This is a genomic window from Embleya sp. NPDC055664, assembly GCF_053618075.1.
The window spans coordinates 66,576-82,224 of the sequence record NZ_JBSHGZ010000007.1 but is presented as its reverse complement, the minus strand read 5'-3'; the positions used below and the strand labels follow the sequence as shown (position 1 = coordinate 82,224).

Annotated in this window: 12 protein-coding genes; 8 read left to right on the top strand and 4 right to left on the bottom strand. The window is 72.9% G+C overall.

What is annotated here, in order from left to right:
* Window positions 1–200: 200 nt before the first annotated feature.
* The 4 genes from ACWGR4_RS14675 to ACWGR4_RS14660 all read left to right on the top strand — a co-directional run bounded on the left by ACWGR4_RS14675 (window position 201) and on the right by ACWGR4_RS14660 (window position 5,081).
* Window positions 201–635 carry an ATP-binding protein gene (locus tag ACWGR4_RS14675; protein ID WP_452132263.1) on the top strand — a complete coding sequence of 145 codons (435 nt, stop codon included), beginning with the start codon at window positions 201–203 and terminating at the stop codon, window positions 633–635.
* Between the two features lie 70 nt (window positions 636–705).
* Window positions 706–1,491, top strand: a complete 786-nt coding sequence (gene larB, locus ACWGR4_RS14670) for a nickel pincer cofactor biosynthesis protein LarB (protein WP_380003235.1) — start codon at window positions 706–708, stop codon at window positions 1,489–1,491.
* A 129-nt stretch (window positions 1,492–1,620) separates the two neighbouring features.
* Complete coding sequence (larC, locus tag ACWGR4_RS14665; RefSeq protein ID WP_452134206.1) at window positions 1,621–2,850, top strand: nickel pincer cofactor biosynthesis protein LarC; 1,230 nt, start codon at window positions 1,621–1,623, stop codon at window positions 2,848–2,850.
* An 80-nt stretch (window positions 2,851–2,930) separates the two neighbouring features.
* On the top strand, window positions 2,931–5,081 hold the full coding sequence (locus ACWGR4_RS14660; protein WP_452132261.1) for a hypothetical protein: 2,151 nt from the start codon (window positions 2,931–2,933) through the stop codon (window positions 5,079–5,081).
* Here the strand turns inward: ACWGR4_RS14660 and ACWGR4_RS14655 are convergent.
* Both ACWGR4_RS14655 and ACWGR4_RS14650 read right to left on the bottom strand, forming a co-directional pair.
* Window positions 5,014–6,489, bottom strand: coding sequence for a glycosyltransferase 87 family protein (locus ACWGR4_RS14655; RefSeq protein WP_452132260.1), 1,476 nt, complete (start codon window positions 6,487–6,489; stop codon window positions 5,014–5,016). The genes ACWGR4_RS14660 and ACWGR4_RS14655 overlap by 68 nt on opposite strands.
* A 49-nt stretch (window positions 6,490–6,538) precedes the next feature.
* Window positions 6,539–7,300: a glycosyltransferase family 2 protein gene (locus ACWGR4_RS14650; protein ID WP_452132259.1), complete on the bottom strand. Its 762-nt coding sequence runs from the start codon at window positions 7,298–7,300 to the stop codon at window positions 6,539–6,541.
* A 415-nt stretch (window positions 7,301–7,715) separates the two neighbouring features.
* Here ACWGR4_RS14650 and ACWGR4_RS14645 point away from each other — a divergent pair, with 415 nt between their 5' ends.
* A complete protein-coding gene (locus ACWGR4_RS14645) occupies window positions 7,716–8,462 on the top strand; it encodes a bifunctional DNA primase/polymerase (protein ID WP_380003230.1) in 747 nt (248 codons plus the stop codon).
* 246 nt (window positions 8,463–8,708) lie between these two features.
* Window positions 8,709–9,332 (top strand): hypothetical protein, encoded by a 624-nt coding sequence (locus ACWGR4_RS14640; RefSeq protein ID WP_452132258.1) that lies wholly within the window; start codon window positions 8,709–8,711, stop codon window positions 9,330–9,332.
* Window positions 9,333–9,679: 347 nt separating this feature from the next.
* On the opposite strand, the gene ACWGR4_RS14635 is transcribed toward ACWGR4_RS14640, so the two are convergent.
* Window positions 9,680–11,920: an MMPL family transporter gene (locus tag ACWGR4_RS14635; RefSeq protein ID WP_452132257.1), complete on the bottom strand. Its 2,241-nt coding sequence runs from the start codon at window positions 11,918–11,920 to the stop codon at window positions 9,680–9,682.
* 159 nt (window positions 11,921–12,079) lie between these two features.
* Between ACWGR4_RS14635 and ACWGR4_RS14630 the strand changes: the two genes are divergently transcribed.
* Both ACWGR4_RS14630 and ACWGR4_RS14625 read left to right on the top strand, forming a co-directional pair.
* On the top strand, window positions 12,080–12,823 hold the full coding sequence (locus ACWGR4_RS14630; RefSeq protein ID WP_380003227.1) for a response regulator transcription factor: 744 nt from the start codon (window positions 12,080–12,082) through the stop codon (window positions 12,821–12,823).
* Window positions 12,820–14,535 (top strand): sensor histidine kinase, encoded by a 1,716-nt coding sequence (locus ACWGR4_RS14625; protein ID WP_452132256.1) that lies wholly within the window; start codon window positions 12,820–12,822, stop codon window positions 14,533–14,535. The genes ACWGR4_RS14630 and ACWGR4_RS14625 overlap by 4 nt, the downstream gene beginning before the upstream one ends.
* 93 nt (window positions 14,536–14,628) lie before the next feature.
* On the opposite strand, the gene ACWGR4_RS14620 is transcribed toward ACWGR4_RS14625, so the two are convergent.
* Window positions 14,629–15,600: a DUF5926 family protein gene (locus ACWGR4_RS14620; RefSeq protein WP_452132255.1), complete on the bottom strand. Its 972-nt coding sequence runs from the start codon at window positions 15,598–15,600 to the stop codon at window positions 14,629–14,631.
* Between the last annotated feature and the right edge of the window lie 49 nt (window positions 15,601–15,649).

The following is a 15,649-nucleotide window of genomic DNA, read 5'->3' as shown; positions in this document are numbered from 1 at the left end:
GGCCGAGCCCGGCCCCGACGGCCCGCGAGGTCCGCGCGATGCGGCCGAACGAATCGTCTTTACAGCGTATTGACGACCGATCGCGTGAGGTGCGCATACCGGGACCGACCGGCGGCAATAAAACCAGGTGTGCCTGCCCGTCGATGCGGTGGGCCGGATTCGGCCGCAGTTCCGGAGATGTCGAAAGGCCGCTCATGGACATGAGGTGGACTGTCCACCTGCCACGGGATACGGCGAGCGTGCCGATGGCGCGCAGACTTCTTGTCGGCGCGATGGAGACGGCGGGGGTGGATCGCGAGATCGCGATGGAGATCGGCCTCGCCCTGTCCGAGGCCTGCGCGAATGTCGTGGAGCACGCCCGGGGCGGACCGTATTCGGAATACCAGATCCGGGCCGGTATCACCGGTGACTGCTGTCGGGTCGAGATCATCGACGGCGGCCCGGGGTTCTCCGTGGAGCGCCTGCGCGGCCTGCCGGCGATGGCCGGTCCGGGCGCGGAGAACGGTCGTGGCCTGATGCTGATCCGGGCGATGACCGATCACGTGCAACTGAGCAACCATCCCCGGCGCGGTGCGGTGTTGCGCTTCGAGAAGACGCTGCGTTGGCGCAAGGACGCGCTGGTCCCGGTCTCCTGACCGGCCGCCGGCGCGGCTGCAACGGGTGGGCGTGGCAAGGCTGTTCGGGTCCAGGGCTACGATCGGGGCAGTGAACCGGGCCGAGGTGAGGGAACTGCTCGACCGCGTGGCCGCCGGGGAGGCGGGCGTGGACGAGGCGCTCGACGACCTCGTACGGGCGCCGACGGCGGGTTTCGCCGATCTCGGCTTCGCCCGGGTGGACACCCACCGGGAACTGCGCACCGGAGACCCCGAGGTGGTCTTCGCGGCCGGGAAGACCCCGGAGCAGACCGTCGCGCTGTTCCACCGGCTGCGTGCGGCAAGCCGGCGTCCGGCGTTCGCGACGCGCGCGTCGGCCGCCGTGGTCGACGCGGTGTACGCGGCGTTTCCCGGCGAGGCGTACACCGACGACAGCGGCACGTGTGTTGCGGTGGGCGAGCCGCCCGCCACGCGCGGCCTGGTCCGGGTCGTCTCGGCGGGCACCTCCGATGTGGCGGTCGCCGGCGAGGCGGCGTTCACCGCGCGGCTGTTCGGCGCCGAGGTGGAGCGGATCGAGGACGTGGGCGTGGCCGGCATCCACCGGCTGCTCGCGGTACACGCCGAACTCGACGCCGCGGACTGCCTGGTGGTGGTCGCGGGCATGGAGGGCGCGCTGCCGAGCGTGGTGGCGGGCCTGGTCTCGGTACCGGTGCTCGCGGTGCCCACCAGCGTGGGCTACGGCGCCTCCTTCGGCGGACTGGCCGCGCTGCTCGCGATGCTCAACTCGTGCGCGCCCGGGGTCGCGGTGTGCAATATCGACAACGGATTCGGCGCGGGCGTGTTCGCCGCCCGGGTCGCGCGCGCCGCCGGTCCGAAACGAGGCGGCGCGACGCCGTAGTCGGTATCCGAATATTCGGCGGGAATACGAATTTCGGGCGCGCCGCCAAGCGCGCGGCAAAATGCACCGTCAAGGGCAAGAAACCGGTCGCTTTCGGTCGCTTCACCGTTTTTCCGGCAGGACCTCCCGATGGCTGCGAAAGTGGCGGCGACGGGAGGTATCCGCTTGGCCATCGCATGGTTTCAGTGCCAGGCCGGTGCGAGCGGCGACATGCTGCTCGGGGCCCTGATCGACGCCGGCGCCCCGCTGGAGGCCGTCCAGCAAGCTGTCGACGCGGTGGGCGTCGAACCGATCCTGATCACCGCCGAGCGCACCGATCGACACGGGATCGCGGCCACCCGCGCCCGGGTCAAGACCGTGCACACCCACGTGCACCGCACCTGGCACGACGTGCGGGTGCTGCTCGACCGTGCCGATCTGCCGGAGCCCGTGCACGAGCGCGCGCACGACGTGTTCGACCGGCTCGCGCGCGCCGAGGCCCGGGCGCACCGGTGCCTGCCGGAGGAGGTGCACTTCCACGAGGTCGGCGCGCTCGACGCGATCGCCGACGTGGTCGGTACGTGCACTGCGCTGCACGCGCTCGGGATCGAGGAGGCGGTCGGCTCGCCGGTCGCGCTCGGCAGCGGCAGCGTGCGGGCGGCGCACGGGGTGCTTCCGGTCCCGGTGCCGGCGGTCCTGGAGTTGATGCGGATGGCCGCGGCCCCGGTCTACGCGGGCCCGGCGCCGTACGAGATGTGCACGCCCACCGGGGCGGCCCTGCTCACCTCGGTCTGCCGGTCCTGGGGGCCGCTGCCGGCGCTGCGGATCACCGCCGACGGGACCGGTGCGGGCAGTCGGCGGGTCGAGGAGGTGCCGAACATCCTGCGGGTCGTGCTCGGCGAGCGCTACGCGGTCGAGCGGGAGCGGCCGGCCGGCGAGGACGTGCTGATCGAGACGAACGTGGACGACCTCGACCCGCGCCTGTGGCCGGCGGTGCTGAGCAAACTGCTCGCGATCGGTGCCGGCGACGCGTGGTTGGTGCCGATCCTGATGAAGAAGGGCCGGCCCGCGCACACCCTGTGTGTCCTGGTCCCGGCGGATCGGGTGGACGCGGCGCTGCACACGGTGTTCGTGGAGACCTCGACGATAGGCGCGCGGATCGTGCCGGTGGCGAAGCGGGCCCTGGACCGCGAGTTCGGCACGGTCCGGGTGGAGGGCCTGCCGGTGCGGGTCAAGACCGCGATGTTCGAGGGCCGGGTGGTCAATGCCCAGCCGGAATACGAGGACGTGGCCGCAGCGGCGGCCACGCTCGGCCGCCCGGTCAAGGTGGTGATGGGCGCGGCGACCGCGGCGGCGTACGCGGCCGGTCTGCTGCCCTGAGCGTGGCGGCGGACGGCGACGCATAGCCTGGGGCGACCATTCATCCCCGTGTAGGCCGCGTACGTCGAGGAGCAGCACCCGTGATCGCTCGTCCCCTCCGGTTGCTGCCAGGCCCTGTCCGGTGGGGCCTCGCCGCGCTCACGGCGCTGATCGCGCTCGTGGCGCTGCCCGCGCAGGCCGGTGCCGCGCCGGCCCGCGCGGCCGGCGCCGACCACGTCGTCCTGCTCGGGATCCCGGGGCTGAGCTGGGCCGACATCGACGGCCGGGGCACCCCTGCGCTGGCCGCGCTGGCCGGTCGTTCGACCTCGGCCGCGATGTCGGTACGAACCGTGCATCCGCGCGCGTGTCCCGTCGACGGGTGGCTCACCACCGGCGCGGGGGCACGCTCGACGGACAACCGCACCAGCGCGAAGAGCGCCGAGCCGTGTGCCGAGCCGCTGCCGCCGACGCTCGCCCCGGACGGGTCGGCGACCGTGCCGAACATGCGCGCGATCGTCAAGCGCAACGACTCGTTCGGCTACAACCCCCGGTTCGGGCAACTCGCCGCCTCGGTCGCCGAGCACGGCGGGGCGGTCACCGCGGTCGGCCCCGGCGCGGCCTACGCGAGCGCGGACAAGGCCGGTCGGGTCCGCGCCGACTACCGGCCCGACCCGGCCGCGGTGGACACTGCCCTGATCGAGCGCTCCGCGCTGACCCTGGTCGACCTCGGCGGCCTGACCGGCCCCGGGATCGCGCGCGCCGACCGGCTGCGCGCGGTGGACGCGCAGGTGGGCCGGATCGCCGCCCTGCTGCCGCCGCGCACCCAACTCGTGGTGGCCGGCCTCGCCGACGACACCGGCACCCCGCACCTGCGCGCACTGCTCGTGTCGGGCCCAGGCACCTCGGCCGGTCATGCCTTCGATTCCGGCTACCTGACCGCGACCTCGACCCGCGACGACGGCATGGTCCAGCTCACCGACCTGGCCCCGAGCCTGCTTGCGCCGCTGGGCATCGACGCGCCGAGCGAGTTGGTCGGCGCGGTGTACACGCGCGTCTCCGGACCCTCCGGGCAAAGCGCGATCGACGAGTTGGGGCTGTTCGACGTGGGCGCGCAGGCGTCGCGCACGGTGCGCGAGGTCTGGTACTTCTTCACCTGGATCACCCTGCTGCCGCTCGTCTGCGCGGCCGTGGCGCTGTGGCTCGCCGTGCGGTTCGGCCGCCGAGGGCGCACCCGGGCGCGCGCCGCGGTGATACGCGCCGCGACCGGGATCGGGGTGTTCTTCGGCGCCATCCCCGGGGGGTCCTTCCTGGTCGGGCTGGTGCCGTGGGAGAAGAGCGGCGACCCGGCGTGGGCGCTGCTCGGGCTCACCGTGGCGTTCGCCGCCGCGTTGACCGCCGGCGCGCTGCTCGGGCCGTGGCGCCGGCATCCGTACGGCCCGGCCGGCGCGGTCGCCGCGGCCACCGCGGTGATTCTGGCGGGCGACGTGATGCTCGGCTCACCGCTCCAGATGAACACCCTGTTCGGGCTGTCCCCGCTGGTCGCGGGCCGGTTCTATGGCTTCGGCAACGTCGCCTGGACGATCTTCGCGATGGCCGTCGTGCTCGCCGTCGCGTGGCCCACGGCACACCTGCTCGCGGCCGGCCGGCGGCGGGCGGCGGTCGTGGTGCTCTCGGTGGTCGGGGCGGTGGCGGTCCTGGCCGACGGATGGCCCGCGTTCGGCAGCGACTTCGGTGGCGTGCTCGCGCTGATCCCCGGCCTGGCGGTGCTCGGCCTGCTGCTCACCGGCACCCGGATCTCCTGGGGCAGGGTCGGCCTGGTCGCGCTCGGCGCGGTCGTGGTGATCGGTGTGATCGCGGTGCTGGACTGGCTGCGCCCGGCGGCGAGCCGTTCGCACCTGGGCCGCTTCGTCCAGGAGGTCGTCGACGGCGCCGCCGGCGACACGCTCCACCGCAAGGTGATGGGCAACCTGCACTCGTTCACCACGCCGTTCACGTTGCTGATCCCGGTGGCGTTCGTCCTGCTCGTGCTCGCCGTGCGTGATCCGCTCAAGTGGCGCGCGCCGGCCCTGGCCCGGGCCTTCGCGGCGGTGCCGTGGCTGCGCTCGACGCTGATCGCGTGCTGGGTGACCGCGGTGGTCGGCTACGCGGTGAACGACTCCGGCATCCAGATCCCGGCGGTCGCGCTCACGATCGCGGCACCGCTGGCGATCGCGGTGATCGCGGCAGTGGAGGCCCGCCCGCGCGTCGACTGACCAGCACCACCGCGACCAGGATCGCGGCGCCCGCCCACGGGCCGACGGTGCCGCGCACGGTGCGCTGGAGGGTGTCCACCACGTCCGGCAGCGGGACCACCCGGCCCGGGACGTAGGCGCACACCAGGAGCGTGGTGCGGGCCAGGAGCAGCCCGTCCAGCGCGGACGGGGCGAGCAACACCAGCGGCGCCCACGCGGCCACGTCGTACCAGGGCAGGCTGTACGGGGTGGTCAGCAGCCAGGCCAGGGACAACAACGCGGCCGCGGCGGCGCTGTCGCGCAGGACGGCGTCCATCGCCGCGGGCCGGGCCCGGGCGGCGGTGCGGGCCAGCAACCACACCACCAGCGCGCCCAGCACCCAGCCGAGCAGCCCGATCAGCGAGCGCGCCGGGTCGTGCCCGAAGGCGGACTCCATCGGCTTGAGCACCAGCCGCAGCGGGACCGCGAGCGAGACCAGCTTCGTGTTCTCCCGCAGCTGGTCGAACGCGCCGAGCCCGACCGGCAGATAGGTCACCACCCCCACCGCGAGCGCCGAGCCGAGCAGCGCGGCGAGCGCGCGCGGACGCCCGCGCAGGCCCCACGCGAGAGCGAGGACGTACAACCCGAGCGACACCTTCGCCGCGCAGGCGAGGCCGACCAGGACACCCGCGAGCACGGGCGAGCGGCGCACCGCGAGCAGCGCGCCCACCGCGAACACCAGCGCGAACGCGTCCAGATGGCCGGCGCCCACCGCGACGAACAACAGCAGCGGATTGGCCGACCACAGGATCGCCACCCGCGCCCGGGCCACCCGATCGGCGCCGGCCGCCCGCTGGAGCAGCAGCCCGGTCAGTACGAACGCCGCCGCGCCGAGCAGGGTCAGCACCAGCACGATCGTGTGCACCGAGGAGCCGCCGAGCCGGGCGGCGAGCCACTGCTCGGCCGTGGCCACCGGCCCGTACACCGACGGCACGTCCGTCCAGGGTGCCTCGACCGCGCGCCCGACCGGATCCCCGTCGCGCACCAGCGTTGCAGCGGTGTCCCGATACGGGTCGCCGCCCGTGGCCGCGAGTCGGCCGTACGCGGCGTAGACCAGATGGTCGGCCGACCCCATCGGCGGCACGCACACCACCGCGAGCGCGGCCACCGCTCCGCCGACGGTGAGCCGACCCGGATCCGGCGCCCAGCCGCGCCGGAGCTCGCGCAGCGCCAGACCCAGGCCGAGCGCGCCGAGCAGGGCCGACGCGAGCAGCAGGCCGGTGACCGTACCGGCGGCGGGACGGGCGGTGAACCGATACGGCGGCAACCACGACGGCCCGCCCGGCAGCGGTGGCTGGGCGGCGGAGGGCCCGAGCAGCCCGGTCAGCACGAGCAGGCCGACCGCGAGCGCGCACAGGCCCAGCGCGATACACCCAAACGGGTGTTCCACGTGAAACATCGACGGCCGACGTGCCTGGGTGCGCCGTGCGGTCACCGGTTCAGCCACGCCCGCGGATCGCCCCGGGCAGCGCTCCGGCCGCGCCCCGCGCGGCCAGCGCGCGGGCCACGTGCGCGTACTGCCGGGCCCGATGGCGCTGCGCGGCGAAGTCGGTGCCGGTGACCCGGTGGTGCAACTCGACCTCGACCTCCTCGACCGCGAACCCCTTGCGGACCAGGTCGATCGTCAGCCCCGTCTCCACGCCGAACCCGTCCGCGAGCGGCAGCGCCGCCTCGAACGCCTCGCGGGTCAGACAGCGCTGCCCGGACAGCGGCTGGGTCGCGGCGAACCCGCTGGCCCGGGCGATCCCGTCGCGGGCGGCGCGCACCACGAACCCGTGCCCGCCGCCGGCCCGCGCCTGCGGCGGCAACACCGCGATGGTCATCGCCGCCCCGGCGGCCCGCACCGGCTCGACCAGCGCCGCCGCGGCGGCGGCCGTACCCTCCAGGTCCGCGTCCAAAAACAGCAGGTGACGCGGGCGCTCCCGGCCCTCGCGCAGGTCGATCGCGGCGACCACGGCGGCGCCGGTCTCCATCGCCCCGGCCTTGCCGCGATTGCGGCCGTGCCGGGCGATCACCGCGCCGGCCGCCCGGGCGAGTCCGGCCGTGTCGTCCGCGGACCCGTCGTCCACCACCACCACGAGATCCACGCCCGTGATCGAGCGTGCCGCCTCGACCGTGGCCGTGATCCGCCGTGCCTCGTCGTATGCCGGGATCACCACGGCCGTGTCGCCGGTCGGTGTGCCGGTCGTGTGCTCCGCCATGGCGTGATCCTACGAGTCGCTCGCCATTGATCCGGATGACACGGGTTCCACCCGTACTGCCCAACGCCGCGGCGCGGCGGCGTGAAGGTCCGAGGGGATGGGGGTACAACGGAAGGGAGCCACATCGCGGGTATGCTCCAGGAGATCCTGTGATCGCGGTCTCGTGACATCTGCGGAACCTCCGAGGGCCGGCCGTTCGTCGTCCTCGGTGAGGAGTGCTGGAACAGGCGCGGTGTCGATTCGGACGCGGTGCCGGCGCAGGCAGAGACCAACCGACCCAACCGCAGCGCAAACCGCAGCAACGGATGGCACAACGGTCCGCTCGGGAGCCCCCATCTCCCGCCTCGGGGCCGATTCGCGAGGGCAACACCCGTACCGGGCGCCGTAATTCGCCACCCCTGCGCCACCTCGCGCCATGTGCCGCCAAGCCGCCTCGTCATGGTCGGCTGCGGAGTACCTGAGTATCACGCATAGTGCTTCCACGTTCACGGAAAGGAACGAGCGCATGCTGCGCGAGATCCTCGGAAGACGACGGAGGGAACGCACCGCATTGATGTCGGCCGTGCTGACGTGTGCGAGATGGCGCTGGCCCGTGGTTCCCGGCGTCGGATATGACCGCTGGTCGGGCGTGTGTCGATGTGGTGCGACCGATTGCCGTGTGCCGGGCGCCCATCCGGGTGAACCTCCCCTGCTCGCGGCCACCTGTGATGAACGCATGGCGCGTTGGTGGTGGCAGCAGTCACCGGACGCGTCGGTGATCCTGGCGACGGGTGGGCGGGTGGCGGCGTTGAGTGTGCCGTCGGAAGCCGGTGCCCGCTCGCTCGACCAACTCGCCCGGCTCGGTGTGCGTACCGGACCGGTCGTCGCCGCGCCGGGCCGCTACGCGTTCCTGGTCGAGCCCTACGAGTTGGGCGAACTGGGTGACCTGCTGGACCGATACGGACTCGATCGGTACGGCATGGTGCCCTCGACCCTGCGCTTCCACGGCGACGGCGGCTATCTCGCGCTGCCGCCGTCGCGGGTGCAGGGCGGCCAGTTGCGCTGGGCCCGACCACCGGCGCCGTCGGGTGATCCGACGGCGGGCGGGCCGTGGTTGCCCGCCGTGGCGGACCTGGTCCGCACGCTGGTGGACACCTGCCAACACGCCGAGCCCAGAGCCTGATCCGTACAGTCGACCCGTACAACCCGATCCGTACAGCCCGATCCGCGGAGCCCGAACCCGGGTGCGAAAAGGGCGCGCCGTCACGCGGTGGAGTGATCGTTGTGGCGTAACCGCAACATGTGGTGATCGCTGCACGTCGTGGCGGCGCGATAGGCTCGGCGCGCCGATCATTCCGGCCCCGTTCCGCACCGAAGTCCCGCTCGTCGGGCCGGATGTGGAAGGGGGCTTCGCGCGCTAGGAGACACCATGCAGCGCCCACGCACCGGTCACGTCCGCACCGTGGCCCTGGGCGCGGTCGTGGGCCTGTGCCTCGTCGTCCCGCTCGCCGCCGCCTCCGCGGACTCGGTGGGCCCGGACAAGGGCCGCCACACCGCCGACTCGGGACCGAGCACCCGCCCGAGCGCGAACAAGGCCGCCGACTTCGGCAACGGTGTCGCCGAGAGCGACCGTTCCGGCTCGGCCGGACTGCTGGAGTTGCTCGGCGGCAAGCCCGCCGCCAAGTCCGGTACACCCGCGGCCACTTCGCCGGCCGCCGGCACGGAGAGCGTGTGCGGCAAGGCGATCGACGGTCCCAAGGGCGTCCGTGCGCAGACCTGTGTCGAGCGCGACGGCTCGGAGGCCTGGGGCCGGGTCTACTACCGAAACCCCACGCCCGACCCGCTGTTGTTGGTGATGAGCGTGCTCCAGCCCGGCGGCACCACGCTGCGGGTGACCTGCACGGTCGAGCCCAAGGACACCGAGGGTCGCTGCGACAGCCCGCGCGTGCGCACCGCCAAGAGCCTCGACGGCTGGTCCGCGGTGGCCGAGTTGGCCTCCAAGGACGGCCTGAACAAGCTGCTCCGTGCGGGGTCGGCGACCGCTCAACGCTGACCCGCGGCACCGCGGCACGCCGGTCCGGCGGCACGCCGAAAACGACCGGGGCAGTGACCGACGAATGCGGAGAATTCACCGGGAAACGGTGGAAAAAATTCCGGTCGGTCTATGCGGAAAGCGCGCGGCGCGAAAGCGGAAAAGGCCCGGAAAATCGAAGGGCCCGGCCGCTGAAGACGGGGGATGCATCAGCGACCGAGCTGCTTCAAAGGTAACAACAAGCCGGCGGATCTCCAATCCGGGGCCCTCCTCGGCCGGTCGTGACCGAGCCCGCACGCCCGATTGCCGGGCGTGCGGGTGATTTTCGGTCCGGCGCCGACACGGGCACGCCGGCCGGATCCGGTCCGCTATCGACCGGCCGGAACCATCTCCTCGCGCGGGTCCTCCTTGGTGCCCGGCGAGTCGCCGACGGGCCGCTCGGGCGGGTCCACCGCCACGTGCGGCAACACCCGGTCGAGCCATCCGGGCAACCACCAGTTGGCGCGGCCGAGGAGGTGCATCAGGGCGGGGACGAGCAACATGCGCAGGATGAACGCGTCCAGCGCGACCGCGCCCGCCAAGCCGAGCCCGGCCATCATCGCGCCGCGGTCGCCGCTGAGCACGAACGAGGAGAACACGAAGATCATGATGAGCGCGGCCGAGTTGATCACCCGCCCGGTGCCGGCCTGACCCACGCGTACCGCCCGGGCGTTGTCGCCGGTGTGCAGCCACTCCTCGTGCATCCGGCTGACCAGGAAGACCTGGTAGTCCATCGACAGCCCGAACAGCAGCGGCAGCATGATGACCGGCAGGAAGGAGATGATCGGCCCCTCCTTGCCCAGCCCGAGCAGGTCCATCCCCCAGCCCCACTGGAAGATCGCGACCAGCAGGCCGAACGACGCGCACGCGGCGATCAGGTTCATCAGCGCGCCGGTCAGCGGTACCAGCACGCTGCGGAAGGCGATCAGCATCAGCAGCGCGCCCAGCCCCACGATCAGGGCGATGAACCCCGGCATACGGTCGCCGACCACGGCGGCGAAGTCCTTCTGCAACGCGGTCTCGCCACCGATGTGCACCTTCAGCGTGCTGCCCTCGGCGGCGGTGGGCACGGTGCGGTCGCGCAGGGTGTCGATCAGCTTGTCGGTGGCCTCGGCCTGCGGCGAGGTCGACGGCACGACCTGGATGGCCCGGGTCTCGGCGGCGAGGCCGCCGGCGTCGGCGGGCACCGGCGCCTCGACCACACGCACCACGCCGGGGGTGCGGCGGACGTCGGCGATCAGCGCGTCCAGCGCCTGCCGGTCCTGCGGACCGTGCAGCTCGGCGACCATCAGCAGCGGGCCGTTGAAGCCCGGACCGAAGCCCTCGGCGAGCATGTCGTAGGCCTGTCGCACGGTCTGGGAAGTGGGCTGATTGCCCTGGTCGTTGGCGCCGAGCCGGAGCGACAGGGCCGGGATCGCCAGCAGCCCCATGACCACCAGCGCGACCAGACCCAGGATGCGGGGGCGACGCTGCACCAGGCGGGCCCAGCGCGCCGCGGTGCGCCCGACCTCCTCGCCCGGCAGGGCGGCGCCGGCCGCGGACCGCGCGGCCAACTGCCGGCGTTCGCGGCGGCTGAGCACACGCGGGCCGAGCAGGCCGAGCAGCGCGGGCAGCAGGGTGGAGGAGGCGAGCACGGTGAGCACCACGACGAGCGTGGTGCTGATCGCGATGCCGTCGAACAGGGTGATGTCGACGGTGAACAGCGCGAGCAGCGCGACGCACACCGTGCCGCCGGCGAACACCACGGCCCGGCCGGAGGTGTCCAGCGCGCGCACCGCCGCCTCCTCGGGCGTGAGCCCCGCCTTGAGGCCGTTGCGATGCCGCGTCACGATGAACAGGGCGTAGTCGATGCCCACGCCGAGCCCGATCAGGCTGCCAAGGAGCGTCGCGGTCTCGGGGATGTCGGTGACGTGGCTGAGCAGGATCACCGACGCGATCCCGGTACCGACCGCGAACACCCCGCTTATCAGCGGGAGCAGCATTGCGAACAGGGATCCGAAGGCGAGGAAGAGGATGACGCCCGCCGCGACCACACCCACCGTCTCGGCGAGTCCGGCCGGCGGTTCCTGAGCGGCCTCGATCGCGGGTCCGCCGAGTTCGACGCGCAGTCCGGGCGCCCGAGCCGCCTCGGCGCGGTCGATCAGGTCCTTGAGATTTCCGGTCTCCAGCTCGAACTGCTGCTTGACGAAGGTGACCTGGGCGAACGCGATCCGGCCGTCCTTGCTGACCTGGCCGGCGCCCTCCGCGTCGTACGGGCCGACCACCCGGCCGACGTCGGGCATCCGCGCGATGTCGGCGAGCAGCGCGGTCATCCGGTCGCGGACCGCGGCGTCGTGCACGCTGCCCCGCTCGGTCTGCCACACCACGTTGTCCACATCGCCGGAGGCGTCGGGGAAGGCCTTCTGCAGGCGCTCGTACGCGGTCGAGGACTCGGTCCCGGGGATCTTGAACACGTTGGAGTACGCGCTGCCCGCAGCCGCGCTCGCCGCGACCGTGCCGAACAGCGCGGCCGTCCACAGCAGCAGCACCGTCCACCGATGTTTGAGACACCATCGCGCCCAGGCGGCCATGGTCGATTCCTTCCTCGTGCGGGCCTCGCGGCCCGGTCGTGCGTCCTGGGCCCAGACTGGTTCGGCGCGATGGGTCGCCCGGCGGGCGCACGGTCGACTCACAGGAAGCTCTCAAGCTGTCCCATGGGGTTCCGCAAACTTCCCCCGGATACTGGGCACATGAGCAGCAGTCAGCCGCGCGCGGGCGCCACGGTCCTGGTCGTCGAGGACGAGCCGAGCATCGCCGACGTCCTGGCGATCACCCTGCGCTTCCACGGGTTCGAGGTGGTCACGGCCGACGGTGTGCACGCGGCGCTGGCCGCGGCCCGGACGGCGCGGCCCGACGTCGTGCTCCTCGACATCTCGCTTCCCGACGGTGACGGACGCCAGGTGTGCCGCGTGTTGCGCGCCGAACGACCGGAGATCGCGGTCGTGTTCCTCACCGCCCGGGATTCGCCCGCCGACGTGGTCAAGGGGCTCACCCTCGGCGGCGACGACTACATCACCAAGCCGTTCAACGTCGACGAGTTGGTCGCCCGCACGCGTGCGGTGCTGCGGCGCACCCGGCCGACGCCGGACGAGAGCACGCCGCCGCCCCCGCCGCCCGTACTGCGGCACGGTGACCTGGAGTTGGACGAGGCGACGTACACCGCGCGCCGGGGCGGGCGCGGCGTGGAGCTGACCCCGACCGAGTTCGCGCTGCTGCGCCACCTGATCCGGCACGGCGACCGGATCGTGCCGAAGGAGCAACTGCTGCGCGAGGTGTGGCGGTACGAGCACATGGTGGAGTCGACGGTGGTGGAGACGTACATCTCCTACCTGCGCCGCAAGCTCGACCCGCTCGTGCCGGACGGGCCGCCGCTGATCACCACACGGCGCGGCGTGGGGTACGGGCTGCGCCGGACGGCGGACCGCGGGGCATGAGCGGCGGGCGCGGGAAAGAGAGCTGCAACGAGATCGTGCCGCCGGGTTCGCGGGGGCGGGGGTTCCTGCGCCGGGCCCGGCAGCGTCCGCACATCGTTGCCATGCGGGCGCACCTGGCGCTGAGCAGCATCGCGGTGCTCGCGATCGGGCTGGCGCTGCTGATCTGGTTCAGCATGATGGGCATTCGGCACTACCTGGAGTCCCGCGTCGACGAGGACCTGACCGCAGGCCGGACCGGCATCGAGCGCACCGGTCTGAACACCGCGCAATTGTCCGTACTCGCCTCGACCGCGAGTCTGCGTGAGGTGCTGATGTCGGCCGGTCTCGACGGCAAGACGTTCGCGCTGGTGGACGAGCGGGGCGTGGCCCTGCCGGTCGGCGACCGCATGCCCGACGCCATGCAGCGGGCCCTGGCGGCGGTGGTCCGGGATCCGGGCGCCCCGGCGTGGCACGACAAACCGCGTGCCGTCTCGCTCGCGGGTGAGCACTACCGGGTCGTCTCGGCCCGCCTCGGCGACGGCCACTACATCCTGCTGGCCCGCTCGACCGAGGACGTCGACGGTGTGGTGGACAAGGTGGTCCACTTCGAACTGTTGGCCGGAGGCGCCCTGTTGGTGCTGCTGGGCGCGTTCATGTACTTCGGTGCCCGGTGGCGGCTGCGACCCCTGGAGGACATGGTCGAAACCGCGTCGGGCATCGCCGAGGGTGGCCCGGACCGGCCCGACCTTTCCGCGCGTGTGGGTACGCGCAAACGTTCGTTCAGCGAGGTCGAGCAGCTGCGGACCGCGTTGAACGCGATGTTGCAGCAGGTCGAGTCGGCGTTCGAGATCCGCGAGCACGCGGCGTCGCACCTCAAGCGGTTCGTGGCCGACGCGTCCCACGAGCTGCGTACGCCGCTGGCGGCGATTCGCGGCTACCTGCAGCTGTACGAGAAGGGCATGCTGGCGTCGGAGGAGGAGCGCACCCGGGCCCTGGGCCGGATGGCGGCCGAGGCCGAGCGCATGGCCCGGCTGGTGGACGAACTGCTGGCGCTGGCCCGGCTGGACCAGCGTCCGCGGTTGTTGTCGCGGCCGATCGACCTGGTGGGCGTGGTGCGCGACGCGGTCGCCGACCTGAGCGCGCAGCAGCCGGACCGGCCGGTGCACGTGGACACACCCGAGGTGTGTGTGGCGCTTGCCGACGAGACGACGCTGCGCCAGATCGTCGGCAATCTGCTGGCCAACGTGCGCACACATACGCCGGTGTCCGCGGCCGTGCACGTGTCGGTGTCCGACGGCGAGGGCGAGGGCGAAGGCAAGGGCGACGGCGGGGAGCGGCGGGTCGTGTTGCGGGTGCGCGACGAGGGGCCGGGGATGCGGCCGCAGGACGCCGAGCGCATCTTCGACCGCTTCTTCCGGGCCGCGCGGGAGCACGGTGCGAACGGTACGGCGGGCGGCGCCGGCGCGGCCACGGGCAGTGGTCTCGGCATGGCCATCGTGTGGGCGGGCGTGGCCGCCAACCGGGGCGAGGTGCGGATCGAGACCGCGCCGGGGGCGGGCCTGACGGTCGTGGTCGAGCTGCCGGCGGCGGCCGTGGAGGCACGGTCGGAGGACGGCGGGGCGTCGTCCGGGACGAAGGCGGAGGCTGCCGCGGTGAAGGGCGAGGGGGCCGGGGGGAAGGGCACGGTCGTGGGCTCGCCGTCGCTGGTGCCCCGAGTCGCAAAATCCGGCTGAGCCCCCAACCGAGTTCGGCGTGGTGGGCCGCGGATGTGCCCGAGTACCCGGATCGGGGTCGATCCGGGTACTCGGGTAGGGGTTTGCCTCGGGTCAGTTCAGGGTGATCTGGCGGTTCAGCAGACCGTTGCGGGCGCTGCGCTGACGCGGCGTCAGCGGGCTGGTGTCGGCCATCGCCGCGGCCAGACGCTCGCCGAATTCGCGGGCCGGCTTCTCCACGTCCTCGGCGGACATCGAGGTCGGCAGGTCCCACACCGGGACGAGCAGCCCGTGCGCGCGGAACGAGCCGACGAAGCGGGTGCCCTCGCCCAGGCTCGACTCGCCGGCCGCGTGCAGCCGGGCGATCGCGTCGAGCAGTTCCTCCTCCGCGTGCGGCATCACCCAGCGCAGGTGGTTCTTCTCGGTGGTGCCGCACCAGTACGCGGCGTCGACCGAGGTCAGCCGTACGGTCGGCATCGCCGCGGCGTTCGCCCGCTCCAGCGACGCGCTCACCTCGGCGTTCATCGCGGTCGGGTCGTCCACCCAGAAATCGAAGCCCTGGTGGACGGTGATCTCCAGCGGGTGGGACAGGTCGAGCAGGTCCTGGAGGCGGTCGCCCGACTCGGGCAGCGGGCCGGGGGCCACCGACGTGCCGTCCTCCTGCGCGAGCGCGCGCTCCAGCGCGTGCGCCAGGTCCCGGGAGACGTCGCCCGAACTGGTGTGCGTCTGCAGGCCGACCAGGATGTTGCCGTCGGCGCGCCGCAGCGCGGGCCAGGCCATCGGCAGCACGGTCGCAAGCGTGACGGTTTGCTCGGCGTGCTCGCCGGTGAGCTTGAGCTGTGCGGTCGCGGCCGGGACCAGCTCGCGCAGCGCGATCCAGTCGCACTCGTTCGGCAGTCCCTGGAAGGGACGCAGGACGAGTGTCTCGGCGGCGGAGGCCGCCTCGCGCCCGTGACACGCCTTGTACCGGCGGCCCGAATTGCACGGGCAGGGTTCGCGACCGCCGACGGCCGGGACGGATCCCGTGGCGGCTGCGGTCTGGGTCTTGTTGCCGGTGTGGCCCTTCAGCGCGGCCTTCTTGCCCATGCTGCGGTCTCTCCGCCTCGGTGTCGGGGGGATGGTGGTCGACGACTCA